General features: G+C 49.5%; 24 protein-coding genes and 1 pseudogene. 14 read left to right on the top strand and 11 right to left on the bottom strand.

Going from position 1 to position 25,910, the window contains the following annotated elements; translation table 11 throughout:
- Positions 1–18 precede the first annotated feature (18 nt).
- From ANT_RS18080 to ruvB, 9 genes are all read right to left on the bottom strand, one after another.
- On the bottom strand, positions 19–318 hold the full coding sequence (locus ANT_RS18080) for an acylphosphatase (RefSeq protein ID WP_013560392.1): 300 nt from the start codon (positions 316–318) through the stop codon (positions 19–21).
- Positions 319–338: 20 nt separating this feature from the next.
- Complete coding sequence (locus ANT_RS09970; RefSeq protein WP_013560391.1) at positions 339–1,535, bottom strand: peptidase MA family metallohydrolase; 1,197 nt, start codon at positions 1,533–1,535, stop codon at positions 339–341.
- 15 nt (positions 1,536–1,550) lie between these two features.
- Positions 1,551–2,573, bottom strand: coding sequence for a HEAT repeat domain-containing protein (locus tag ANT_RS09965; RefSeq protein WP_013560390.1), 1,023 nt, complete (start codon positions 2,571–2,573; stop codon positions 1,551–1,553).
- Between the two features lie 14 nt (positions 2,574–2,587).
- On the bottom strand, positions 2,588–3,682 hold the full coding sequence (locus ANT_RS09960) for a M50 family metallopeptidase (RefSeq protein ID WP_013560389.1): 1,095 nt from the start codon (positions 3,680–3,682) through the stop codon (positions 2,588–2,590).
- A gap of 91 nt (positions 3,683–3,773) precedes the next feature.
- A complete protein-coding gene (gene mvaD / locus ANT_RS09955) occupies positions 3,774–4,754 on the bottom strand; it encodes a diphosphomevalonate decarboxylase (protein WP_013560388.1) in 981 nt (326 codons plus the stop codon).
- A 29-nt stretch (positions 4,755–4,783) separates the two neighbouring features.
- Positions 4,784–5,959, bottom strand: coding sequence for a threonine synthase (locus tag ANT_RS09950; protein WP_013560387.1), 1,176 nt, complete (start codon positions 5,957–5,959; stop codon positions 4,784–4,786).
- A 5-nt stretch (positions 5,960–5,964) separates the two neighbouring features.
- On the bottom strand, positions 5,965–6,657 hold the full coding sequence (locus ANT_RS09945) for a uracil-DNA glycosylase (RefSeq protein WP_013560386.1): 693 nt from the start codon (positions 6,655–6,657) through the stop codon (positions 5,965–5,967).
- A 17-nt stretch (positions 6,658–6,674) separates the two neighbouring features.
- A complete protein-coding gene (gene queA / locus ANT_RS09940; protein WP_013560385.1) occupies positions 6,675–7,694 on the bottom strand; it encodes a tRNA preQ1(34) S-adenosylmethionine ribosyltransferase-isomerase QueA in 1,020 nt (339 codons plus the stop codon).
- Positions 7,691–8,725 (bottom strand): Holliday junction branch migration DNA helicase RuvB, encoded by a 1,035-nt coding sequence (gene ruvB, locus ANT_RS09935; RefSeq protein ID WP_013560384.1) that lies wholly within the window; start codon positions 8,723–8,725, stop codon positions 7,691–7,693. Before ruvB ends, queA begins: the two co-directional genes overlap by 4 nt.
- 84 nt (positions 8,726–8,809) lie before the next feature.
- Between ruvB and ANT_RS09930 the strand changes: the two genes are divergently transcribed.
- Together ANT_RS09930 and upp are read left to right on the top strand one after the other, a co-directional pair.
- Positions 8,810–9,172 carry a helix-turn-helix domain-containing protein gene (locus ANT_RS09930; RefSeq protein WP_013558928.1) on the top strand — a complete coding sequence of 121 codons (363 nt, stop codon included), beginning with the start codon at positions 8,810–8,812 and terminating at the stop codon, positions 9,170–9,172.
- A 473-nt stretch (positions 9,173–9,645) separates the two neighbouring features.
- Positions 9,646–10,269 (top strand): uracil phosphoribosyltransferase, encoded by a 624-nt coding sequence (gene upp / locus ANT_RS09925; RefSeq protein WP_041454908.1) that lies wholly within the window; start codon positions 9,646–9,648, stop codon positions 10,267–10,269.
- Between the two features lie 58 nt (positions 10,270–10,327).
- On the opposite strand, the gene moaA is transcribed toward upp, so the two are convergent.
- Positions 10,328–11,314: a GTP 3',8-cyclase MoaA gene (gene moaA / locus ANT_RS09920; protein WP_013560382.1), complete on the bottom strand. Its 987-nt coding sequence runs from the start codon at positions 11,312–11,314 to the stop codon at positions 10,328–10,330.
- Between the two features lie 67 nt (positions 11,315–11,381).
- Between moaA and ANT_RS16420 the strand changes: the two genes are divergently transcribed.
- From ANT_RS16420 to ANT_RS16415, 9 genes and pseudogenes are all read left to right on the top strand, one after another.
- The gene (locus tag ANT_RS16420; protein WP_049784879.1) at positions 11,382–12,650 is read left to right on the top strand and encodes a C39 family peptidase; all 1,269 of its coding nucleotides are present in this window, start codon (positions 11,382–11,384) and stop codon (positions 12,648–12,650) included.
- A 19-nt stretch (positions 12,651–12,669) separates the two neighbouring features.
- Positions 12,670–13,197, top strand: a complete 528-nt coding sequence (locus ANT_RS09910) for a type III secretion system chaperone family protein (RefSeq protein WP_013560380.1) — start codon at positions 12,670–12,672, stop codon at positions 13,195–13,197.
- Positions 13,194–15,299, top strand: coding sequence for a DEAD/DEAH box helicase family protein (locus tag ANT_RS09905; protein ID WP_013560379.1), 2,106 nt, complete (start codon positions 13,194–13,196; stop codon positions 15,297–15,299). The genes ANT_RS09910 and ANT_RS09905 overlap by 4 nt, the downstream gene beginning before the upstream one ends.
- Positions 15,292–17,547: an ATP-dependent helicase gene (locus ANT_RS09900; RefSeq protein WP_013560378.1), complete on the top strand. Its 2,256-nt coding sequence runs from the start codon at positions 15,292–15,294 to the stop codon at positions 17,545–17,547. Before ANT_RS09905 ends, ANT_RS09900 begins: the two co-directional genes overlap by 8 nt.
- Complete coding sequence (locus tag ANT_RS09895) at positions 17,528–18,373, top strand: PD-(D/E)XK nuclease family protein (RefSeq protein WP_013560377.1); 846 nt, start codon at positions 17,528–17,530, stop codon at positions 18,371–18,373. The genes ANT_RS09900 and ANT_RS09895 overlap by 20 nt, the downstream gene beginning before the upstream one ends.
- 67 nt (positions 18,374–18,440) lie before the next feature.
- Positions 18,441–19,181 (top strand): alpha/beta fold hydrolase, encoded by a 741-nt coding sequence (locus tag ANT_RS09890; RefSeq protein WP_013560376.1) that lies wholly within the window; start codon positions 18,441–18,443, stop codon positions 19,179–19,181.
- A 6-nt stretch (positions 19,182–19,187) separates the two neighbouring features.
- Complete coding sequence (locus tag ANT_RS09885; RefSeq protein ID WP_013560375.1) at positions 19,188–20,186, top strand: alpha/beta fold hydrolase; 999 nt, start codon at positions 19,188–19,190, stop codon at positions 20,184–20,186.
- 37 nt (positions 20,187–20,223) lie between these two features.
- Positions 20,224–20,676: pseudogene (locus ANT_RS09880) on the top strand (peroxiredoxin family protein); the annotation flags it as partial.
- 36 nt (positions 20,677–20,712) lie between these two features.
- Positions 20,713–21,999, top strand: a complete 1,287-nt coding sequence (locus tag ANT_RS16415; protein WP_013560372.1) for an alpha/beta hydrolase — start codon at positions 20,713–20,715, stop codon at positions 21,997–21,999.
- On the opposite strand, the gene ANT_RS09870 is transcribed toward ANT_RS16415, so the two are convergent.
- The gene (locus tag ANT_RS09870) at positions 21,969–23,234 is read right to left on the bottom strand and encodes a hypothetical protein (protein WP_013560371.1); all 1,266 of its coding nucleotides are present in this window, start codon (positions 23,232–23,234) and stop codon (positions 21,969–21,971) included. The two genes, ANT_RS16415 and ANT_RS09870, sit on opposite strands and share 31 nt — an antisense overlap.
- A 98-nt stretch (positions 23,235–23,332) precedes the next feature.
- Between ANT_RS09870 and udk the strand changes: the two genes are divergently transcribed.
- From udk to ANT_RS09855, 3 genes are read left to right on the top strand one after another with little or no spacing between them, the layout of a single operon-like run.
- Positions 23,333–23,977, top strand: coding sequence for a uridine kinase (gene udk, locus ANT_RS09865; protein ID WP_013560370.1), 645 nt, complete (start codon positions 23,333–23,335; stop codon positions 23,975–23,977).
- Positions 23,974–24,513, top strand: coding sequence for a YqaA family protein (locus ANT_RS09860; protein WP_013560369.1), 540 nt, complete (start codon positions 23,974–23,976; stop codon positions 24,511–24,513). Before udk ends, ANT_RS09860 begins: the two co-directional genes overlap by 4 nt.
- Before the next feature lie 32 nt (positions 24,514–24,545).
- Positions 24,546–25,907, top strand: a complete 1,362-nt coding sequence (locus ANT_RS09855) for a M20/M25/M40 family metallo-hydrolase (RefSeq protein ID WP_041454903.1) — start codon at positions 24,546–24,548, stop codon at positions 25,905–25,907.
- The last annotated feature ends 3 nt before the right edge of the window (positions 25,908–25,910 follow it).

Below are 25,910 nucleotides of genomic sequence, written 5' to 3'. Positions count from 1 at the left end.
AACCTCGCCACTTTTTATTTAAAGGGAACTGTAAGAAGTAGGGAGAATGCTGAATTTTGGAAACTGTCCCGTGGCTTGTTCCCATTGAACGCGTACGTCAACGACGTGGGCACTGCGAGGGCCCCTGCGAAGGTCGTTGAGGAAGGTTTCCAGTGTTTCTCTCGGCCCTTCAGCGGTCACTTCAACATCCCCTTCATATGTATTACGAACCCAGCCTGTCAACTGGAGAGACTGAGCACGATCGTACACAAATGCGCGAAAACCTACCCCTTGAACATGTCCAATCACGAGAGCATGAAGACGTGCGTTATTCTCCATAGCATTCCCCTTCAGATATATTACCCTCTTACTTTGGCTAAAATGACTGCCGCTGCAGTTGCCCCGAATAACACGAGGATAATCACCAGGTACGGCGAGAGATTCCGGAAAACCAGTGCCTCTGGACTGACGCGCAGTTCTTCCTGTTTCCATCGGGATTCCATTTGTGTCAGGGAATATGTGAAAGCCTTCTCAAACCCTTGTTCACATCCCATACCATCGTGATATTGTGTCATCAAGTTTTGAAGCCCTGTTGCTCCAAAACTGCGGTACAGGTAACGGACAAACGAGTCGCTTTCTGCATATGCCAGAAAGGCTCCCGAGGCATCACGGGGAAAAGCCGTGCACAGCGAAGTGAGAGGAAGGAGCCTGTTTTCTATGGCGCTTTGTTCCAGTGCTTGAAGATAATTGGGGTTGGGATAAAGTTCAGATACCGATGCCAACCCTTCAATTAACCAGATGGGTTGCTGTGAAATTTTTTCTCCAAGATATTGTAACTGCAGGATATGCATGATCTCATGAGGTATCTGTCGTTCCAGTTCAAGACGTTCTTCTAATCCCTGAACAATTGAAACCAGAATGAGATTGTCTTCCGGTGCAGCATGCCCGGCGATCCATGGACTGGAAGATTGCAGAACCTCGCGGATGTCCTGAGAAGAGTTGTAAATATAAATGGTTATTGGAGATTGCAAAGGAACGGGAAGTAAACGCTGAGCCGAACGCAACCCTTCTTCTGCGACATTTAACGCAGTTTGTCCAAAGTCGGGAGCACGTTCGTACCAGTACACAGTGATCGAATCATTTGTGGTAGTTTCCCATGGAAAACGGGTATCTTCATACCTTACCGAGTACATCGGACTTAGAATCTCACGGCCGTTTTGGAGGCGAACTCGAAACTGGTACTCCAGGCGAGTAAAAGGACGAATTTTCCGGGCAGACGTCTCTAACCGATAGATTACCTCGCCTGTCTCAGAAAGAGACATGGGAAAAATCTCAGGCTGTTTTTGGTTACCCTGGAGGACGAGTAAGACACTTTCCAAAGGGGTTTCTGAACGAATCGTGGCTTGAAAGGTGATGCTTTTGCCGAACTCTGGAATTGCTGCCACATTCTCAAAAGTGATGCCGGATTGTGCCCATCCCGGATTGGCTTTAATCAGGATTAGCAACAGGACAACAAGAAAAATGCTCTTCCCATGGAAGAGGCGATTTTCTTTCATTCCCTTACATCCCTTTCACTCTTCTTCGTCCTCTTCCTCAGGCTTGGAGAGATCAATTTGTCTCCCAAACTTCTTAAGGTCTTCTTCGTCTTCAATATCAAAGTCAAACATCATCATGGAGATTTCTTCATTTAACTGCAGGTTATCCAGTGCTTGCTCGACAATTTCTAATTCCTCATCATCTTCGGTTTCTTCAGCAATTTTTTCCAGGGTCTCTCGAACCTGCTCTCCCCCAATTTGTGAAAGTGCCCAAATCGCGGCATAGCGAACCTCAGAATCCTGAGCCTCTTCCTCTAAAAGGTCCAGCAAAGGACGGCGGGCGGATTCAAGTTCCAATTCTCCAGCCGCTCGGATGGCTTCCAGTTGAACGTTGACTTTGGGGTGTTTCAGCATTCGCTTGACTTCCGGTTCGTATTCTTTATCATACGAGCGTCCCATCGCCATCAATGCACTGGCTACCCAATCCGGATCATTTGTTTGATAGGCTTCCCGTATAAGAAGGGGTACTTCCTCTCGACTGGAAAATCCCAGCGCTTCTAACGCTCGGCGGCGTACAAGGGCTTGGTCTTTGCCCCGTACTACATCAATCAAGCGATTTTCAATTTCATGAAGGGTTTTTTCTGGAAGTTCTTCAAGTTCGCCCAGATAGACAAACTTCCCAAGTGCGCCAGCGGCTTCGGCGCGTACTTCTGCTTCAGGATCACTCAAAAAATTCAAGTACAATGGGATCAATGCCGCATCCTCGCTTAGCCATAGCAGGCGAATGGCTTGTGCTCGGATGGCTCCATGCTCATCGTTCAATGCAATACGGGCAACATTATCGAAGAATACCAGGGTGTCCGCATCTGAGATTTCTTCCAAGTCACTGAGCAGGGCTAACCGGCGAGTGGGTTGAATCTGATCCCAAACCTGTTTAAGTGCATCCAATTCTTCTTCTTCCAAATCGCTAAAACGATGAAGGTATGTCGGAGAGAAGGGGGTGTTTTCATCCAGCAAGGCTTTAATCACACGATCAAAAGGAATAGGTTTTCTTGCCATATTGTTTTTCCTGCCTAAGGCAATTGAATGGGATTCACAATATCCTGGGTGGTAATAAAAATCATCAGCAGGATCAGGGCGGTGAATCCAATCAGGTTAACCAGATTCTCCTGTTCAGGGGGAATGCGCTTTTTGAAAATGATTTCCGGAAGTAAAAAGAGAATCCGTCCTCCATCCAGAGCCGGAATAGGGAATAAATTAGCAACCCCTAACCCGATGGAGATGCTTGCCAAAAGAAGCAAGGTCCTGACGGGTACATTGCTGGGATTCTCCTGTTGTGCCTGAACGTCCATCTGGCGTACTTCTCGATAAACACGTTCCATTCCCACAGGACCGATGAGACGGGTTTGTTCGCCACTCACTTCTCCACGAAGAATGAGCACCGGTAAAGAGATGAGTGTCTTTGCCTGATTTGCTGTATCTCTCAAAGCATACGGGATTGATTCGGGCACAGATATGGACCGGATGGGATTTCCCATCACAATGCCCAGGGGACCTTCTCCTTCGGGTGGATTTTGACGCGGAGTAGCCTTCAGAGTAAGGGTTTTTCCTTCTCGAGAGACTACCAGGGTAACTTCTTCCCCTAAATGGGAGCGAATGGCTTCGGAGAGCGATTGCATGGATTGGATGGGTGTCCCTTCAACGGAGACTACAAGATCCCCCGGCATCAACCCGGCGACTTCTGCAGGAGAGTTGGGGTTGACCTGAATGATTTGCACTTTCTGGGTTTCTGGCGCACCTGTCAACGTGTATAACAGGCTGAAAATGGCAATCCCTGTCAGGAAGTTCATCAAAGGTCCGCCCAGCAAAATGAAAAATCGTTTCCACGGACTGGCAGCCGCCATTCCATCGGGAATCGAGGGGTCGCTTTCTCCTTTGGGGCGAACGAATGCGCCAAAGGGAATCCAGTTCAAAGTAAATTCCGTTCCCTTCCAGGTAAACAATTTGAGCATTCGCGGAGGAAGCCCAAAACCAAATTCCAACACCTCTATCTTGAAAAGACGTGCAAAGAGAAAATGCCCCAGTTCATGAAGAAAGATCAACACACCCAGAGCAAGAACAAACTCCAGAATTTGCCCAATACCTCTGATTAAAACAGTTACATCCATATGGTTTTTTACCTGTACTTTCTATTCAGATGCCTTCTTAAAGGCAACCTTTCTTTAATTATAAGATGCTTTTCCTCTGAAAACAGGGAAATTATAAAGATTGTTCAATCAACTTTGCGGAGTCCCCTGCGCTTGCCTTAAGAACCGTTTGAACACCTGGGATCGAAGTAAGCCGGAAAATGACTTCTTCAGCATATTCTGACGGGCAAATGACATGTACATTGGGACCTGCGTCCAGAGTATAGGCACAGGGTAAACCGGACTCTCGCCACTCTCTCACAGATTTCATGATAACCAGCGAGACGGGTTCCCAGTAGAAGAGCGGAGGGGTTGAGGTCATCATCACTGCGTGCATTAAGTTGCTGTCGTGTTCAATCATTTCTGCCAGGCTGAGGAAATCCCGCTCTAAGATAGCACGGCGTACAATTTCGAGGCGTCTGGGGGTATCGGCAACACGTGCAGGTTGAAGCGGGCTGGTGGATGCGAGCGCGTGTCCCTGTGTTGACCCGATGGGCTTATGCTGTGTGGAGAGGATAGCAATGCAGTCTGTCAATGCCCAGTGTTCGGGTGGCGCAATTGAAACTGCGTAAGAATCCTCATCTGTCTCACCGGGTATCCATTCGACAAATCCCCCAGGAATGGAGCGACATGCCGATCCGGAACCTTTGCGCGCCAGACGCGATAAGTCTCGCTCTGAAAGATGCAGGCCAATGGCTGAAGTAGCGGCAAGGGCAAGAGCGGCAAAAGCCGCCGCGCTTGAGGCAATCCCCGCGCCGGTGGGGAAGTTGTTTTCACTGATGACGTGGGCGTGCCAGGAAATTCCCGCGAATTCTCGAACACGATCCAGAAAATGACTCACCCGTTTCAAGGCGGGTTCATCAGCGAGTGCCCCATTTAAGATGAGCGTGTCTTCCCGGGAATGTTTTTCAAAAATTACCGTAGTTTTGACGGTAAGTTCTGCCAGGTTCATGGAAATTGACCCATTTTCCGGAATCCGCAGAACGGCATCACGGTTTCCCCAGTATTTTATAAACGCAATATTTGGATGTGCGATTGCAGTTGCTTGTCCCATAATTGGTTTTCTCAAAAGTCCATCACTTATTAGGCTTGCAAGGTGTCTAGATACTTTAACCCGCTGCCCGTATTGAGAAGCAAAATTCTTTCATCGGGTTGGATTTCTCCCTCTGCAAGCAAGATTTCCAAACCTGCCAGGGTTGCGGCTCCTTCCGGAGCGGTGAATATCCCTTCCAATTGGGCAATGTCTTTTTGTGCTTTTCGAATGGAGTCCTCTTCTACAGATATTGCCCCGCCCTTACTGTTTCTTAATGTGCGTAAAATGGCTTTTCCGGCAAATGGACGGGGGACTCGCAACCCCGATGCGTGCGTAGAAGCATTCTCCCAAAAAGCCACATCGCTTTCCCCATTCTTGAAGGCTTTCACAACAGGCGCACACCCTTCAGATTGGACGGCGTACAGGCGCGGTGGGCGCGGGTTTTTCAACCAGCCTAATTCAAGCAGTTCCTCATAGGCTTTCCAGATTCCTACCAGACCCGTTCCTCCACCCGTGGGGTATAGAATAACTTCCGGAAATTCCCATCCCAAATCTCTGGCAATCTCATAGCCCATGGTTTTCTTCCCTTCAAGCCGGTAAGGCTCTTTGAAAGTGGATACATCAAACCATTTCCCTTTTTCAGCGTGGGATTGCAGGAATTTTGCCGCATCACTGATCACTCCCGGCACAAGGCTGATTCTAGCGCCCGTAATAGCGGTCTCCTCAACGTTGGCTTTGGGAGTGTCTTCCGGCATGGCAATCCATGCGCTCATACCGGCACGACTGGCATAAGCCGCCAGGGCACCCCCAGCATTCCCGGCCGTGGGGATCATTAATTGCCTGATGCCCAGTTCTCTGGCTTTGGAGACGGCTGCGGAAAGCCCTCTGGCTTTGAAGGAAGCCGTAGGGTTCAGCCCTTCATCCTTCAGGTACAGGGCTTTCAGGTTGTACTTGGATGCCAGTCGTTCAAGTTTAAGCAGAGGCGTTCCTCCTTCCCCCAATGTAACCACATGTTCTTGGGTTAATACAGGTAAAACCACATGCCAGCACCACATGCTGTGGATGTTATCCATCTTTTCACGAGGAACCTGAGCGGCAAGGGAAGGCAAATCATATCGAGCAAAGAGAGGGGCCTGGCAATCCGGACAAATCGTTTGGGGGAGCGAAGGTGAAAAAGCCTTCCCGCATTCGCTGCATTCCAGATGAGAAAGATAAGAGAAGGGCATGGATATTAACCTCCAAGAAGGGAGTTGACGCGTTGCCAGACTTCGTCGAACATGGGTTGGGTCAGTCGCCCCGTTTGGGTGTTCTGGCGGCTGGGATGATAGGAAGCAAGCAGCCAGGGTAATCCATTTCGCGGAGCATAGAAGGCGTTGTGGGCAAATTGCCATTCACGAGTGTCGTTTTCTCCGTGTTGGCGGTACCATTGCACCAACCATTGAAAAGCATAATTCCCCAGCGCCACAAACCCTTTTAACTGGGGGAACAGAGCAATTTCCTGTTCCAGGTAGGGACGACAATTTTGGATTTCCTGAGGGGTGGGTTTGTTATCGGGAGGGACACAGCGGCAAATAGCGGTAATGTACACACGTCGGAGCGTCAAACCGTCATAGAGGGCATGAGAATGCGGTTGGTTGGCAAAGCCCGCCCGATACAGTGCCGCGTAGAGAAAATGTCCGGAAGAATCGCCGGTGAACATCCTGCCTGTGCGGTTAGAGCCATGTGCTCCAGGGGCTAACCCGATAATCATCACTTCTGCATGGGGATCCCCAAAGCCCGGTACCGGTTTTCCCCAATACACTTCGTCGCGGTGCGCTTTTTTACGGGTTTGGGCGATATGTTCCCTCCAGTGGGTTAATCGCTCGCATCGTTTGCATTGGACTAAGGCGTGATTGAGTTCTTGGAGTGCGTTTTCGGGTGTCATCTCGGGTATAAAGTAATCTATAAGATGAGCATAGCATCCCCAAAAGAATAGAAACGGTATCCTTGCTCAATAGCCACTTTGTAGGCGTTGAGGATGCGTTCTCTGCCTGCAAAGGCGCTGACCAGCATAATGAGCGTGGAGCGGGGAAGGTGAAAGTTGGTAATCATGGCATCGACTGCTCGGAAGGTGTACCCTGGCAGAATATACAGGCTGGTTGCTCCGGAAACGGCGCCAACCCATTCCCCTTCTCTAGCGTACTGCGCCGCAGTTTCCAGGGTGCGCACGCTGGTTGTTCCAACTGCGATAATCCTTCCCCCTTCTTTCTTCGCCGCGTTGATTTTTTGGGCTGTTTCTTCTGTCAATTCACACCACTCGGTGTGAATTTTATGCTCCAGCGGGTTTTCTTCATGTACCGGCATGAAGGTATCCAGTCCAACATGTAAGGTAACTTCGGCAAATTGGATACCCATTTGAGCGATACGCTCTATTAACTCTGAAGTGAAGTGTAACCCTGCTGTTGGGGCGGCGGCAGAGCCGGGCTGGCGGGCAAAGATGGTTTGGTAGCGCTCCGGGTCTCTTAGCGGTTCGTGGATGTAGGGTGGAAGAGGCATTTGCCCAATTCTCTCTAGATAAGGTTCTACAGGCTGATTGAATCGGACCAGACGACGGGATTCTTCCAGTTCTTCGATGATGGTTCCGTGTAGATGTTCATTAATCATGAAGGACTTGCCCTTACGGGGACGTTTCCCGCCAATCAAGGCTTCCCAGGTATGATCATCTACCCGACGCAAGAGCAAGATTTCCAGTTTCCCACCGGTTTCTTTGTGAGCATAAATTCGTGCCGGAATGACTCTTGTTTGGTTGACCACCAGAATATCCCCAGGGTGGAGATACTCGGTGATGTTCCAGAAAATGGTGTGTTGGATAGAATCATTTGCCCGATTCAGTACCATTAAGCGGGAATTATGCCTTGGCTCAACAGGATGTTGAGCAATGCACTCAGGGGGAAGAAAGTAATCAAAGTCTGAGGTCTTCAAAATAACTCCGGCTGATTGGGGCTTTGCGTTTGAGGATAGGGAATAGAGAGATGTTCATAGGCACGTTGCGTGGCTACCCTTCCCTGCGGGGTGCGATCAAGGAATCCTAACTGGAGAAGATACGGTTCTACCACATCCATGATGGTATCGGGTTCTTCGCCAATCGAAGCGGCGATGGTGTTCAGCCCAACCGGGCCGCCATTGTATTTCAGGATAATCGTTGAAAGGACACGTCTGTCCACTTCGTCCAGCCCCAAGGGGTCCACATTCAGCAAGTTAAGGGCTTCGGCGGCAACGGCTTGTGTAACCAGCCCTTGATGGCGCACCTGTGCAAAGTCACGTACACGCCGTAACAGACGCAAGGCAACCCGTGGGGTTCCGCGAGCGCGGTGGGCAATTTCCCGAAACCCTTCTGGCTCTACGGTCATTTGTAAACGGCTTGCGGCGCGTTTTAGAATGGCTTCAATGGCATTTACATCGTAATAGTCCAGGCGGTACACTGCTCCAAAGCGAGCTCGTAAGGGAGCAGAAATCAGAGCCAGGCGGGTGGTGGCACCGATGACGGTAAAGCGGGGCAATTTTAATCGAATAGAACGCGCCGCTGGGCCCTTGCCAATCATAATGTCCAGCGCGAAATCTTCCATAGCAGGATAAAGCACTTCTTCAATGGCTTTTCCAAGGCGGTGGATTTCGTCAATAAAGAGAATGTCTCCACCTTTTAGATTGGTCAAAATGGCAGCCAGGTCCCCCGCTTTTTCAATGGCAGGGCCTGCAGTGATTTTGATGTTTACTCCCATCTCATTGGCAAGTACGTGAGCAAGGGTTGTCTTCCCCAATCCAGGGGGACCGTAAAAAAGCACATGTTCCAGTGGCTCGTTTCTCTGACGGGCAGCGGTGATGAGAATGGAAAGATTTTCCCGGATTTGATCCTGCCCGATGAAATCTTTCAACCTTACGGGTCTTAAAGCAGGATCTACAGGTTCATCCGGCATAGGATTGGGGGAAATAAACCGCTGGGAGGTATCGCTCATGGGTTCTATTATACCAATCCTCATCAAAGACGTTCTTTCCTCTCTCACATGGGAGTGGATAAAATTCTGGATTAGAATAGAGATATGCCAACCTGTCCAAAATGCCAACAAACAGAACGACAGAATAAAGCCGGGAGAACCGAGTCAGGCGCTCAGCGCTACAAGTGTATGCGCTGTGGGCACAAATACACACCTGAACCGAAACCGCGCGGATACCCGGAAGAGATGCGCAAGCAAGCCTTGCAGATGTATGTAGATGGGATGAACTTGCGACGGATCGCCCGTCATTTGGGGGTTCATCACCGCACCGTGTCGTTGTGGATCCAAGCCTACGCCGCACGAATTTCTGAAGTGCCCCTGCCTGAAGAGGTTAAGGAAGTGGAAATGGACGAACTGTTCACCTTTATCGGGCATAAAAAAACCGGATCTACATCATCACCCTTGTAGATCGGCACACGCGCTGTTATTTAGCCTGGAAAGTGGTCTGGGAACGCACAGACAGCGCCATCCAAGAGATGGTAGATGAGGCTCCCAAAGCAAAACAATACTTCAGTGATGCCTTTGACGCCTATAACCGGCTATGGTACCATGGCGGGCGATACGCAGTCTCGGAAGGGAAGAGAGAAACCTACTCTGTGGAAGGGGATAATGCGGAACTACGTCACTACCTGGCTCGTTTAGCACGCTCCTCCCGCTGTTTCTCACGCTGTCGGTTTGCCTTAGAATGCGCCTTGCGTTTATTTGCGTATTGCTTCAATTCTCGCCAATTATATAGACAACGTTATCCAGCATATCCTGCTCATGTCATGGAGTTCATTCCCCCAGTATTTTAGCCACTCCCTCTCACATGTATAGATAAGTGAAAATTTTCCCTGTAATTCCAATTCAAGTTATAATGGGAAAAATTCCGGGAGGTGGAAATGACCGTAATAATCTCCAACCATCCTCTGGTCCAGCACAAACTTTCTATTTTGAGGAACGTTAATACTGAGCCGAAAAAGTTTCGCCAACTGGTGCGGGAACTGGCAGCGCTCTTGACCTACGAGGCAACCAGTGATCTGGCGACGACCCCAGTGGATGTGCAAACCCCGCTGGCAGTGGCACACTGCCGGGAACTTAAAGAAAAAATTGGTCTTGTCCCCATTTTGCGGGCGGGTTTGGGTATGGTGGAAGGTGTGTGGGAGTTGATGCCTTCTTCAGAAGTCTGGCACATTGGGGTCTATCGGGATGAAAAGACACTTAAACCGGTGCAGTACTATAACAAACTTCCTGTAGAACCCCGGGTTCAGGTATGTCTTATTCTGGATCCCATGCTGGCTACCGGTGGATCGGCAGTAGCCACTGCGGATATTTTGAAGACCTGGGGGGTCAAGAAAATCAAGTTTGTGGGTTTAATTGGCGCGCCTGAAGGCATTGCTTTGATGGAAAAACATCACCCGGATGTACCGATTCACCTTGCTGCAATTGACGACCACCTGAATGAAAAAGGCTATATCGTCCCGGGGTTGGGAGATGCAGGCGATCGCCAGTTCGGTACCGGATAAAAACAGACCGCTCGCAAGAGCGGTTTCTTTTTATTTATCAGTTCCCGGCAAGGATGATTTACCCGCCAATTTGAATCATACAACGGGTAAAAGTCCGTTGATTTTGGGATAGATGATGCCCTTCCGGTTTCAGTTTTACTGCTTCCTGTAGGAGCGGAAGGATCGGTTCGCCTCTTCGAAGAGCAGGTAAAACAGGAATTTCCAGGTCGCTGAGCAAACAGGGGCGCAGACTACCATCGGCTGTCAGACGCAGACGGTTGCATTCTCCACAAAAATGCTCACTGATAGGCGAGATGAAACCAATTTTGCCTTTAGCGCCATCTGCCTGGTATTCCCGTGCTGGTCCGCTTCCCGACTTCCCCTGAACGGGTTTGAGGTTCAACGACTCAAGGCGTTGCTTGATTTCCGAAAGGGAAACGAAAATGTGCTGGGGAGATGGAAAGCCTTCGTCCCAACTTTCCTGATTATTGACTGGCATCATCTCAATGAAACGAATGTGCCATTCGTGTTCTACGGTAAGTTTGGCTAGATTGAGTAATTCATCATCGTTGACCCCACGCATGACTACGGTGTTTAATTTGATGGGATACAATCCCGCCGATTCAGCCGCAAGAATGCCGCGCCAGACCTGCTCAAAGGAACCACCTCGGGTGATGCGGGCGAATCGCTCCGGGTTAAGTGTATCCAGGCTGATGTTGACTCGCTTTAACCCCGCTTCTTTGAGTTCACCGGCAAAACGTTCCAGCAAGAGCCCGTTGGTGGTCATGCTGATATCACGAATTCCCGGCACAGCAGCAATCATGTGTACCAGTTCTGTGATCCCCAGCCGCGCCAGTGGTTCTCCACCTGTAAGTCGGATATCGGTGATGCCTTGCTCGGCGGCTACTCTAACCACTTCGACGATTTCTTCATATCGCATAATCGCATCATGGGAAGTTAGTGGAATGCCTTGTGGAGGCATGCAGTACACGCAGCGCAGGTTGCAGCGGTCTGTGACCGAAATACGTAAATAATTTATAGTTCTACCAAGGGAATCGGTGAGCATATGTCTGACAGCATTTTATCACAATGGCTCTGAAATTCCTAAAGAGAAGTCTGGTACAATTTGCTGCATGAGCAAAAAGAAAACTCTGCTTACAGGCTTTGCCATCTTTACCGGTTTGATCATACTGGCAGTGATTGTGTGGAACATTCCTGGTATTCAGGAGCGCTATGGATGGCGTTTGGATTTTGCCCGTGCTTATGTTCGGGGAGTGATTAACCCGGTCAAGCCATTACCCACACCCCGGGTAGTCTATGCGGCTTCTTTCCCGACCGGGACTCCTCAGTCTACTCCTGTGCTTACCCAGGAGGTGGATGTTCTGACGCCTACGTCGAGCAGTTCTCCTGCCCCAACTCCAACCATTACTCCTACCCCAACACCGCTCCCGCCGCAGGTGCTCTTGCCGGAACCGGAGTATGTGAAACAGGACATCAACAACTGTGGTCCAGCCACGCTTGCCATGGCATTGAAGTTTTATGGCTGGAAGGGCGCACAGGAAGATATTGCCAAAGAAGTCAAGCCCATGCGGGATGACCGGAATGTCAATGTAGAAGAATTGGCTCAATACGTTCTCCATAATGTAGGCTGGCTGCGGTTGCAGTACAGGGTAGGGGGAAATATTGACCGTCTTCGTCAATTCATTGCGGCAGGAATCCCTGTGATGATTGAAGAGACTTTTATGATGGAGGAGAGTTACTGGCCAAACGATGATCGTTGGGCAGGGCACTACCTTTTGCTCACGGGCTATGACGATGAGCAGAAAATTTTCATTGCTCAAGATTCTTTCGTAAGCCCTAACTTAAGAGTGGGATATTCCGATTTGGACAAAAACTGGCAGTCCTTCAATCGGGTTTACATTGTGTTGTATTATCCTGAACAGGAAGACACGGTGAAGGCAATTCTGGGTGAAGACTGGGATCTGGATAAGAATCGGATGAATGCCCTGAAACAGGCGCAGCATGAAACCCAGCAGGAACCTTCAAATGCCTTTGCCTGGTTCAATTTGGGCACAAATCTGGTGTACTTTGATCGCTACCATGAAGCCGCGCAAGCCTACGATCAAGCCCGCAAGATTGGTTTACCTCAGCGCATGTTGCGCTATCAATTTGGACCTTTCATGGCGTACTTCCATGATTTTCGTATAGATGAGTTGATGGCATTGACGGAGTATGCCTTAAAAATTACTCCCAATTCAGAAGAAGCCATGTTGTGGCGGGGCTGGGGATTGTATCGTTTGGGAAAACGGGAAGAAGCGTATAAAATGTTCTTGAAAGCCCTGGGAGAACATCCCGGCTATGCTGATGCGCAATACGCGATTCAGTACGTGACCCAAAACTAGAAAGGAAGATGGAGGGCGTGTGTCTTATCAGGGTTCTGGAGAGTCATCAGAAGATCGTGAAATTTCCCCCAATGTTTTGAGAGCCTTTGAAACCCTTCACACGTTTCTGGAAGAAGACGGCTGGCATCCCCGACGGATTGAAGGGAGACTTTCTTTCACTATGGGTTACACCGGAGAGAACGGGGATTTGCGCTGTTTTATCACAATTGTTCCAGATGTAGAGGAACTGCTTTTCTACGCTGTCGCTCCTGTTCGAGTGCCTGAGGCAGTCAGACCCTCTGTGGCAGAATTTATCACCCGTGCTAACTATGGGATGCGTATAGGCAATTTTGAACTGGATTTTGCGGATGGAGAAGTACGCTATAAAAGCAGTTTAAATTTCATGGGCGAAGAACTCACAGCCGGATACATTCGCAATACCATTTATCCGGCTGTGCGCACCATGGATCGCTATCTTTTGGGGCTTTTACGGGTGAGTTTTGGTGGTGTAACACCTTTTGAAGCCATTGAGGAAATTGAGCGTCCTGCAGATACACCTGAGCCATGACTGCTTTTACCCCTGAACAAGAGAAAGTCATTCACTTGCCTTTATGCCACGCCTTTGTTGAAGGTCCGGCAGGAAGTGGTAAAACTACCGCCGCAGTTGCCCGCCTGGAGACGCTGCTTAAATCAGGTGTCGCCGGAGATAGTATTTTTATCATGGTGCCTCAGCGTACCCTGGGCATACCTTACTACCGGGCTTTGTATCAATTTCAGGGAAACGGCAGTGAGGTAACCATCTCCACCTTTAGTGGGCTGGCACAACGCATGGTGGATTTGTTCTGGCCCCTTATAGCCAGAGAAGCCGGCTTTGCCCACCCGGAGCAACCTCCTGTGTTTTTGACCCTCGAAAATGCTCAGTATTATATGGCTTCGCTGGTGCGCCCTTTGCTGGAACAGGGGTTTTTCCAGACCGTTAAACTCGAACGAGCACGTTTATACAGCCAGATTCTGGATAATCTCAATAAAGCCGCTCTGGCGGGGTTTCCCCATACCGAAATTGGAGAACGTCTTAAGTCTGCCTGGAGCGGCGCTCCGGAACACTTACGAGTTTATGACGATGTGCAATATTGTGCCAGCACTTTTCGAGAATATTGCCTGCAACACAATCTTTTAGATTTTTCTCTTCAGATTGAGGTGTTTTCCCGTCATCTGTGGAAAACCTTGTTGTGCCGGGAATATCTTATCGCTTCATATCGTCATTGGATTATAGACAATATTGAGGAGGATATCCCGCTCGCCCATGACTTTTTGCTGGAGATTCTTCCCCAGTCCGATTCTGCTCTTGTTCTTATGGATACCGAATCGGGGTATCGCTTGTTTTTAGGGGCTGACCCATCCAGTGCTGTGCGCGTGGCGTCAGTCTGCGATACCTTTGTGCGTTTTGAAAACTTTTCCGCTGTTCCTTTGGCAATGCAAAACTTTGCCCATTCTCTCGGAGCGGCAGTGGGACATGAGGATGCCCGTCGCCATGCTGCTAAGGTGTCTTCAATGGACTTCCGAGAAGTGATTGAACTTCCTGAGAGATCCCTGCGGTTTTTCCCCCAAATGCTGGATTGGACGGTTGAGAAAGTGGCTTCTCTGGTCGAACAGGGTGTTCCTCCAGGGGAAATTACTATTCTTGCTCCCATTTTATCGGATGCTCTACGATTCTCACTGGTAGACCGCCTGGAAAGGCTTAACATTCCTTATCGAACACACCGTCCCTCGCGGGCTTTGAGGGATGAGCCGGCCGCCCAATGCCTTCTGACATTGGCAAGAATTGCCCATCCGCAATGGGAGATGATGCCGGAAAAACCAGACCTCCAAAAAGCGCTCTTAATGGCTATTGAGGATTTGGATTGGGTGCGCTCTCACCTTTTAGTAGAAGTTTGCTACCGGAAGCAAAATGGCAAGATGACATTGTTGCCGTTTGAAAACATTAAGTTCGAGATGCGCGAACGTGTGTCTCACCGGATTGCAGAACGATATCAAACGCTTTATCAATGGTTGCAGGCTTATGCAGAGCATCCCGTAGAGGAATTGGATTTCTTCTTCAGCCGTTTATTTGATGAGGTTTTGTCCCGCCCTGGTTTTGGCTTTCATACTCGAATAGATGCTGCGCAGGTGACGGCGAACCTGATCGAATCTGTGCAGAAGTTCCGGCGTGCTGTGCAGCATCGCATTGGGGATTCTCCTCTGGGCAGAGAATACCTGTTGCTGGTTCAGGAAGGGGTCATCTCTGCTCTGTACCTGATGAACTGGCAACCCTTTGAGCAAAATGCCGTCTTCATTGCCCCTGCCTATACCTTCTTAATCAATAACTACGTGGTAGATTATCAGTTCTGGCTGGATATCGGTGCGAAAAGTTGGTACGAGCGCATTTATCAACCTTTGACTCACCCGGTTGTGTTGAGTCGACGTTGGGAACCCGGCAGGATCTGGACAACCCAGGACGAGTTGGTGCTCAATCACAACACGCTCTATCTGCTGGTTTTAGGGCTTTTGCGCCGTTGTCGTAAAAAAGTTTTTCTGGCATACAGCGATTTGAACGAAGCAGGCTTTGAGCAAAGAGGCTTGCTGCTCAGGTCCATGTATCGGACACTTCTCAGTGGAGGTCAACGTGGCTGAAATTCGTTTACGCCCCAGTCAGCAGGCCATCCTGAACTATCAGGGAGGGTGGATGGGGATTTCTGCTGTGCCTGGGGCAGGAAAGACCTTCACGCTCTCGCGTTTAGCCGCGAACCTGATTCTTGGTGGACGTCTTGAGGAGGACCAGGAAGTTTTAATTGTGACCCTGGTCAATGCCGCCGTGGATAATTTTGCCAGTCGTATTGCTTCCTTTCTTCGCGAGGCAGGGGTCATGCCTGGAATCGGGTACACCGTGCGGACATTGCATGGGTTGGCAAATGATATCGTGCGCGAACGTCCTGAACTGGCTGGATTGCCCGAAAACTACCGGATTGTGGATGAAGGTGAGTCCGATCGGATCCTGATGGACATTGCCCGCATGTGGATGCGCGGTCATTCTGATTGGATTGAGCATTACTTGAAACCCGATCTGAGTTCGCAGGACCGAGATCAGGTGATGAGGGAGAAAATCTTCGGGCTGATTGCTGATTTAGCCCGAACCTCTATCCGTTATTGCAAAGATCAGGGCATCACGCCCCAGCGGTTGCGTGAGGAACTGGACCGCTTGCCTGTGCCATTGCCTCTGGCTGAGGTGGCTTGCGAACTGTATGAAGAATATCAGAAAGCACTCCAGTATCGTGTAGCCGTTGATTTTGATGACCTGATTTATCTTGCCTGGTTCATTTTGGAGAAGGATGAGGTCCTGTTGGAGCAGTTACGTTACCGCTGGCCCTACATTCTGGAGGATGAGGCTCAGGACTCCAGTCGCTTGCAGGAAGAAATTCTCAAAAAACTGGCAGGCAGTCCGGGAAACTGGGTCAGAGTTGGCGATCCTAATCAAGCCATTTATGAAACTTTTACCACGGCTAACCCTGAATACCTGATTTCTTTTCGTAAACAACCCGGTGTGATTGCCCGTGAATTACCTGAATCGGGACGTTCTTCCCCTTCCATTATTCGTCTGGCGAACCTGCTCATTTGCTGGTCTCAGGGTTTGGACGAAGAAGATGCTCTCAAGAACGGGTTAGCCCTGCCTCTTATCCAGCCCACCTCTCAGGAAGATCCCAAGCCCAACCCGCCGGATGTCCCACAAGGGGTGACCCTTTACATGAAAGCATTGGAGGACAGGAAAGAATTTGAACTGGTTCAGCAATCCCTGCAGCGATGGCTTGCGGATGAGAAGAATCGGGATCGAACGGTTGCTGTGCTGGTGCCTCGCAATCAAAGAGCCATGGACATTGTTGAAGAACTCAACAAGCATAAGATTCCGGTGGTCGATACCTTGCTGAAGACCACAACCCAAACACGTTCTGCCGCCAGAATGCTTAAAAAAGTGCTGGAATGGCTTGCTTCGCCTGACAGCGCTGTAAAGTTAAGCGATCTTTACAAAGTATGGAGAACGGCGTTTTCTTCCTCGGCGGATGAGAAACCCTTGATGGACCGGGTGGCAAAATGGATTCATCGTCAGATGCCTCTGGAAAAATGGGCTTTTCCTCTTCCAGGAGAAGATGTGCTGGAAAGTGAACAACTCCGCCAATCTGATCCGGCGCTGGTGGAGGAATGTGTTCGTTTCCGTGAATTGCTTCGTCGGTGGAGTATGGCGGTTGTGTTGCCCGTGGATCAGTTGATTCTTACCCTGGCTCAGGATTTATTTACCGAGCCAGCCGATCTGGCAGTGGCTCACAAACTTGCCGGCGCTCTGGATATCTTAAAAAACATGAATCCCGATTGGCAACTGAAGGACTACGTGGATGAACTGGATAAAATCGTCCAGAACGAGCGCCGTTTTGTAGGATTCAGTAAGGACGATCTAAACTTTAACCCCGATGATTACAAAGGCAGGGTCGTGGTGGCGACCATGCACAAAGCCAAAGGCCTGGAATGGGACCGGGTTTATTTGCTTTCAGTCAATAATTATGATTTCCCTGCTGGAGACCCGGAAGACACCTATATTGCTGAAAACTGGTTCATTCGGAATCACCTGAATTTGTCTGCAGAATTGTTAGAACAATTGCGCATTCTTTTTTCCCATGATGAGTACGAGTGGTATCGAGAAGGGGCGGCTACTCTACGCGCTCGTCGAGATTACGTCAGGGAGCGCCTGCGTCTTTTGTATGTGGGCATCACAAGAGCCCGGCAGGAATTGATTGTGACCTGGAATACAGGCAGAAAAGGGCGGTATCATGCTGCTCGAGCCTTGATGGCGCTGGACGACTTATGGAGGCAAAATGCTCAACCGACCTGTTAAGCGTTTGGCAAGTCAGCCGTCGTTTGTCTTCAGCCAGCATAGTTTGCAGGATTATGCCGATTGCCCGCGTCGATTCTGGCTGCGATATCTGGAGCAACTTGCCTGGCCCTCTCCCCCTGTGGAGCCTCTGGAAGAGTACGAAAGGCATCGCCTGTTAGGAGAGCAGTTTCACCGTCTGGCACATCAGGCGTTTCTGGGCATAGACTTAAATCTTCTCCGGCAACTTGCCGAAAGCGATGCATTGCTATCCTCATGGTGGGCAAACTTTATGCGACTATTCCCCGCGGTAAACACAGGGGAACGCAAAGTAGAATTTGCCTTGAGTGTGCCGGTCAAGCAATACCGTTTGTTTGCCCGTTTCGATTTGATACAAAAACATACTGCCCCCTTGCGCTGGGTGATTTGGGATTGGAAAACGGGAGAGAAAACGTCCACGGCAAGCCGTTTATCACAACGCTGGCAAACGCGCGTGTACCGCTATGTCCTTGTGGAAGCCGGTCAAACCATTTTTGGACAAAATGCCCCACAACCTCAGGACGTGGAAATGGTTTACTGGTTTGCTGCAGCGCCGGAAAAAAGTGTACGCTTGCCTTATTCTCAGGAACAATTTGAAAAGGATCGGGAAGACATTTTGCAATGGATTGAGTGGATTGAAAAGGATGATGTTTTCCCGCCAACGACGGAAGAAAAGCGTTGTCGTTTTTGTGTTTACCGTTCTTTCTGTGATCGGGGGATTGCGGGAAATTTGTTGGATTGGGAAGAAGAGGAAGAAGAACCTGAAGCGTTCTCCTTCAATTTTGATCAGGTGACAGAAATTCATTTTTAGCCGGCTTGTACATGGTTTGTATAGTGCGCAACTTCACGGGCAAGCATAAATACCATACAATCTATGTATGAAACGATGGCGAATTTTATGGATTGTGTTTGCCTTACTGATTTTGCTGGCGGGCGGCTTTGTTGTCTGGGGTTCAATGCCCGCTCAGCCCATGCCAGAAGCATTGGTTGCACTGCAATCTGATGAGTGGGTCGAGGTCTCGGACTCTCGCTGGTTGGTTTTTACTCCACGTTCTCAAACCCCTGATACAGCATGGATTTTTTACCCTGGAGGCAGGGTGGATCCACGTTCATATGCCCCGCTTGCCCGGCGCGTTGCCGAGCAGGGATTTCTGGTGGTCGTTCCTTCGATGCCGTTGAACCTGGCAGTGTTTGCTCCCGAGACTGCGCTGGACATTCTGCAGGAATATCCAGCGATTAAGACCTGGGTGATCGGAGGACATTCTTTAGGCGGGGCGATGGCGGCAAATTTTGTGAAAAAGCATCCCGGTAAAATTCAAGGATTGATTTTGCTGGCATCTTACCCGGCGGAAGGCGATTCGCTCCGCGACGTTTCATCTCTGAAGGTTCTTTCGATCTACGCCTCACTGGATGGTTTGGCAACACCTGAAAAAGTGCTGTCTTCCCGCCCTCTTCTTCCAGAGGATACGACTTGGGTGGAAATCAGCGGGGGAAATCATGCTCAGTTTGGATGGTACGGTGTTCAGAGTGGAGATTTACCAGCCCGGATTTCCCGCGAGCAACAGCAATCTCAGGTGGTTTCAGCAATTCTTGAATTTTTGCAATACTTGAAAGATTAGGAACTCATGAAAAAGTTACTCGCTTTCTTGAAAATTATCGGCATTATCTTGATAGTTCTGCTGGTGGGGTTGGTGACCATCCCTTTGCTTATCCCTATTCCACCGTTACAGGATATCCGACCTGTGCAGGAATTACAGGACCAGGACAGCCGTTTTATGGAGATTCAGGGGATCCGGGTTCACTATAAAATTTATGGCTCTGGTGAACCCGCAATGATTTTACTCCATGGATTTGGTGCCAGTACCTTTTCCTGGCGCGAGGTCATGCAGCCACTGGCGAAGTACGGGACAGTGATTGCTTATGATCGTCCGGCTTTTGGCTTGACCAGCCGCCCGTTACCGGGTGATTGGCAGGGGGTAAATCCTTACAGTGTGGAAGGCAACATCGCGCTGCTTTTGGAATTGATGAATCGTCTGAATATTCAGCAAGCCATCCTCATCGGAAACTCAGCAGGGGGCAGGTTAGCCATGCAAATGGCACTGGCACACCCTGACCGTGTTGTCGGTCTGGTTCTGGTAGATGCAGCGATTTATCAGGGGGGTGGTGTGCAATCCTCATTGATGCGTTTTCTCATGAATACTCCCCAATTCAACCGTGTAGGGCCTTATCTAATGCGTTCTGCTTTTGCAGGGCAGCAGGGACAATCATTAATCTCCATGGCTTGGCACAATCCAGCCAGAATAACCCCGGAGATTATTGAAGGTTACCGCAAGCCCCTTCACATGGAAAATTGGGATCGTGCTTTGTGGGAATTTACCAAGGCCGGCAGTGGGAACGAGGATTTATCCCTGCGCTTTGCAGAACTTACCCTGCCTGTGCTGGTCGTTACCGGAGATGATGACCGGATTGTGCCAACAGACCTCAGCCTGAAACTTGCGGAACAAATCCCCAATGCCCGCCTGGTTGTGTTCTCTAATTGTGGACATGTTCCACAAGAAGAATGCCCTGACCAGTTCCTGCAAGCAACCGAAGACTTTGTGCATCAAATTTCACTGCGAAAGTGAGGAATAATTTATGGGAGGAAGGTTATTGCATTTGATGGAAGCCCCTGATTTTGAATTGACCGACACGCAGGGAAATCTTATCCGGTTATCTGACTATCGGGGCAGAAAGCCCGTAGTCCTGGTACTCTTAAGGGGATTTATATGACCGTATTGCCGTCAGCATCTGGCGCAGTTGCGTCAGGACTATCAAAAATTTGTTGAGCGTGGGGCAGAAATTATTGCCATTGGTCCGGATGGTCCTAACGCTTTTCGTAAGTACTGGCAGGAAAACAAGATTCCATTCCCCGGTTGTGCGGATCTTCGTTCACGGGTGGCAAATCGTTATGATCAGGAAGTCAGTTTATTAAAATTTGGGAGAATGCCAGCCCTGTTCATCGTGGACAAGCAGGGGATGATTCGATACAGCCATTACGGTGATTCTATGGCAGATATTCCCTCAAATGAAAGTATTCTGAATCTTCTGGCTGAACTAACCGCTGAGCCATCCTGAAAGCCGTCGGTTGAACGGGAAGTTGTCTGGTCGAAGATGATTTACTATTACCAGAAGATTTTGAGCCATCGTCTGCTTGCCTGGGCAGTTTTGAGTGTCCTTGCTGGTGTATCTTTATGGGTTTTTCATACTGCTGGCTTCTGGAATGGTTTTGGAGTCCAGTGTCTGGTTTGGGGGGCGGTGGATGGTGTCATAGCCCTTCTAGGATTACGTGGACTGCGAGAAAAGTTAGAGTCCTCTCCGAAATTTGAGGTTGTTCGCCGGGATGCCGCTCGCCTTCGTAAAATTCTCTGGGTTAACGCCGCTCTGGATGTTCTTTATCTCTCAGGCGGGCTGTGGATTTTACTGAAATTTCCTACCGATGCCTGGTTGCAGGGGACAGGGGCAGGGGTATTGGTTCAAGGCGGTTTTCTTTTGCTTTTTGATGTATTTCATGCCATTCGGGTGCCTGAAGAGGTGGCTTTGCCCGATTTGGGCATTCTAAAGGGAGAAGAGCATCAGGAATTTGTTCTGAGCGGGGGAGACCCTGTCGCCATTTTGATTCATGGGTTTCCTGGCACGCCGGCTGAGGTACGCGAGTGGGCACAGGCTATTCATCAGGAAGGCTGGACGGTCAAGGCACTTTTGTTGCCCGGTTTTGGAGCCGATTTACCCAACATGTACCAGCAAAGAGTCCAGATGTGGCTGGATAAAATCACGGCTGAAGTTGAGGTTTACAAATCCCAGGGACGTCTGGTACTTCTGGCGGGTTTTTCCATGGGTGGGGGATTATCTATTGTGGCGGCGGAAAAATCGCAACCGCACGCTTTGCTTTTACTGGCGCCCTTCTGGCTTCCTGAAACGATTTGGACGCGTTTGCTGGCTGGGATTGTCCGGTTGTTCCTTCCACAGGTCATTTACCCGTTTAAGAGCATGCCAGCACTGCTAGAGCAGATGAAAGAAGAAGCCCATCGCGCTGCGTCAGATGTGAACTTGGATGATCCGCGTCTGCGTATTGCTGTTCAAGAGATCCCTGTGCCATTGATTACTCTGGAGCAATTCCGCGTTCTCAGTCGGTGGGTTAGGCGTTCTGCTCCGCGGTTATCCATGCCGGTATGTATTCTTCAGGGGACTCGTGATCCGGTTGTCCGTCCTGCCTTCACGCAAAAGCTCATTCAGCTGATGCGTACACCGGTTGAATATCATCTGGTTTCGGGGGAGCATCATACTTTACTGCGCGGTGAAGAGGGTTTTGAAGAAACCATGGTGTTGAGCAGGCAATTTGTGAGAAAAGTTTGGATGCAATACCAGCATCAAAAATCAAGCAGTTTTTTGAGCCAGTGAAAAGGGGGGTGTTCCTTATCGGCAAAAGATTCCCCTGTGTATCCATTGATTGCCATGTGAAGTTGTTCTTTCCCAATGTCTAACGTGACCATCCACAAGGGGAGTAAGGCTAAACGGTAGGACTCTACGACAATGCTGGGTGTTTTCACTGTCAAGTTATATATATCCGATAACTCTGTCGAGGGCACATCCTGCTTGATTTTCTGAACAGCCATTTCACGGGCTTTCAGAGATGCATCTGCAGCAGAAATTTGAAAGGTTTCAGCATGGAAACTGGCGAGGTAGCCAGGATCAAAGGCGACCAGTTCATCCAGAGGAAAAGACCTGAACACAGGCTCCAGTGGAGATGGAAAATTGTTTACTGCCGGTATCAAAATATTGGGAATATTAATAATCCTGCGACCCTGTACCGGCACAGCTTTCTTGTTTTTGTAAACCCATCCAGTCCAGTCCACCTGCCCGCCAATCGTAAAAATCCATGCCGGTAAGTAAACGCCGTAGAAAGATTTCAACAAAGGTTTTTCATCGGGGGGATTTTCTTTCAGCCACTTGATGATAATCTTACGGGTTTCTTCATGGGTGATTTTAAACGGCAGGACACTGTCAGGAGCGTCCAATTCCCGGATTTCCACCTGTTCTATTGCATAGGGGGTTTGACAGAACGGGCAGGTATGGGTAATCACTTTGGGAGGCAGGGTAAATGTGGCGCCACAACCTTTGCACTCGATGACATTCTGTTGAATAGGGCGCCTTTGTGCTTTGGCGGTTGCCAGTGCCAGCAGAAAATTCTCTTCTTCTGCTGGTTGTCGATTCCGAAGACGGGATTGGCTTTCGCAATATTCACAGATGAGAGATTGTCCATCCGGTGCATATGTCATTCTCCCCCCACACTGAGGGCATGTGAAAGAACGGGCTCCATTTGTCCGGTTTTCTTTAGGAGCGGGGAGATGATCCGGATCAACAATTTCCTCGGGTTGGATTTTCCCGTCCAGAATGGCTAATTTTTTACGTGCGCGTACATCGCCCAGGTTACATGCAAGAATTTCTTCCAGAAGTGCGCGCTTTTCCTGGGGGTCATCGATAACTTCGCTTAACCAGTACAAAGCCTCCAAGCGTTCATCTTCTGGTGGAGAGCGCCTCAGGAAACCTTCCAGGTATCGGCGGGCTGTTTCTTTTTCTCCTGCCATTGCCGAAGCGCGTCCATAGGATAGAAGTTCATAATCCAAACTCGGCATGGTGAAAATATAACATAAAAATAACTCGCATCGGGTGCTTTTTGACCATTTTTTGATTTTGACCCTGTCAAATCTCCAGCATTTGCTATAATTCGGGTATGCAAGGACGTCTTACTCCCCTCGTCATTGGTATTGCCGGTGGAACCGGTTCTGGAAAAACAACAGTCGTTAAGAGCATTATTGAACGGGTGGGCAGTCATCGTATTGCCTGCCTTTCTCATGATGCTTACTATCGGGACTTAACTCATCTCTCGCTGGAAGAACGACAGCGGGTGAACTTTGATCATCCGGATTCTCTGGAGACGGATTTATTAATTGAGCATATTCAGCAACTCAAGCAGTGGAAGCCCGTACGCATGCCGGTGTATGATTTTGCCCGTCACACCCGCACAGAGCAGACCATTCTGGTGGAACCCCGCAGAATTATTCTGGTAGATGGCATTTTGATTTTCTACGAGCCCGCCTTAAGGGCGCTTTTTGATGTGAAGTTGTTTGTGGATACCGATCCGGATATTCGTTTTATCCGGCGTTTGCAGCGCGATATTGTTGAGCGTGGCAGAACCACAGACTCGGTGATTCGTCAGTATTTGGAAACTGTGCGCCCCATGCATTTGGAATTTGTAGAACCAACTAAGCGGTATGCAGATGTAATTATCCCTGAAGGGGGAATGAACATTGTGGCTCTCGATATGGTGATTGCCCGTATCGAAAAACTGCTGGGAGAGGAATCATCTGCTGAATGAAGCCCGAGACACGATTACGAATTGTTCGTCTCCTTCTCTTACTGCTCGTAATCGCGCTTTCGGTCTCCATTTACTTATACCGGGATCAGGTCAAACAACTGGCTGCATTGGGGTATCCGGGGTTATTCCTGGTTTCTCTGCTGACCAATGCCACGCTCATTCTCCCGGTGCCGGGTGTGCTCTTTACTTCCCTGATGGGAGCGGTATTTCATCCATTCTGGGTGGCATTGGTAGCGGGGACGGGGAGTGCGTTGGGAGAACTTTCCGGGTACCTCGCGGGAATCAGTGGCAGGGGCGTGGTTGAGCGTTCTGAATTGCATGATCGTCTGGTTTACTGGATGCGACGTTATGGTGTTTGGACAGTGCTGGTTCTGGCGTTTGTTCCCAACCCCATATTTGATGTTGCCGGAATTATCGCCGGGATGTTGAAAATGCCTGTGTGGAGATTCCTGCTCTTTTGCTGGATTGGAAAAGTGTTGAAAATGCTGATGTTTGCGTATGGAGGGGCAGGTTTGTTGAATTTCCTGCCTTTCTGAGTCCGTCATCGAGTTTCATCATGGAGGTTGCTATGTCCCATTTTGCTCGTGTTGATGCCTATTTGCAGAGTCACTTGGATGACAGTATTTCGGAACTTTCCCGCTATTGCGCTCAGCCCAGTGTCTCAGCCCAGAACTGGGGATTGCAGGAAACGGCAGAAATGACTGCCGAAATGTTGCGTCAACGAGGGTTTGAGGTAAAGATTTTTCCGACCGATGGTGCTCCGATTGTGTATGGAGAGCGCAAAGGGAGAAGTCCGAAGACTATCCTGTTCTATAACCATTATGATGTTCAGCCCCCTGAACCTTTGGAACTCTGGGATACCCCGCCTTTTGAGCCTGCCATTCGAGATGGAAAGCTGTATGCGCGTGGTGTCAGTGATGATAAAGGGCATTTCACCAGCCGTTTGTTTGCCATTGATGCTCTTCTGGCAGAAGAGGGGGAGTTACCCTGTACGGTGAAATTTATTCTGGAAGGGGAAGAGGAAACCTCCAGCGCGCATCTGGCTCCGTTTGTGCGTTCCCACGCTGAGTTGCTCAAAGCGGATGCTTGTATTTGGGAATTTGGTGGGGTAGATTTTCGTGATGTCCCCATGCAGTATTTGGGTTTGCGCGGCATTTGTTATGTAGAACTCAGCGTTGAAACAGCCAATCAGGACATGCATTCAGGTCTGGGCGGTTCAATTATGCCTAACGCTGCCTGGCGGTTGGTTTGGGCGCTTAACTCATTGAAGGGTCCGGATGAAGCAATCCGAATCCGCGGTTTCTACGATAACGTCCGTAAACCTACCGAGCGAGAAATTGCTCTTTTGGAAGCCTTGCCTGATCCTGCCGAGGAATATAAAACTCGTTACGGAGTCAAGTCTTTCCTGAAAGGCTTAACTGGCGGGACGCCGTTGAAAATTGCCGAAGTCTATGAACCCACCTGTACGATTTGTGGGCTTACCTCCGGTTATCAGGGACCGGGTTCCAAAACGGTTCAGCCCGCCAAAGCCAGTGCAAAAGTGGATTTCCGTCTAGTTCCCTATCAAACCCCGGAAGAAGTCCTGGAAAAGTTGCGTGCCCATTTGGATGCTGAGGGGTTTGGGGATGTGCAGATTACTTTCCTGGGGGGAGAAGCCCCAGCGCTTACCGATCCGGATGACCCGTTTGTCCAGTTGGTCGTTGAAGCCGCACTTGAGCCGTACGGCCAGCCCATGCAGATTGTTCCCATGGTAGGCGGTTCGGGACCCAACCATGTGTTCATTGAAACTTTGAAAGTCCCTGTAGTCACCGCAGGCATTGGGCATCCGGGTTCTCAGGCACATGCCCCTAATGAAAATATCCGCCTGGATCTCTATCTCAAAGGTGCTATGCACATTGCAAGAATATTGAAAGCCTTTGGGGAAAATTAAGAT

Origin of the sequence: Anaerolinea thermophila UNI-1 (assembly GCF_000199675.1) — a bacterium.
GTDB lineage: Bacteria > Chloroflexota > Anaerolineae > Anaerolineales > Anaerolineaceae > Anaerolinea > Anaerolinea thermophila.
This window is presented reverse-complemented; position numbering and strand designations above follow the sequence as displayed.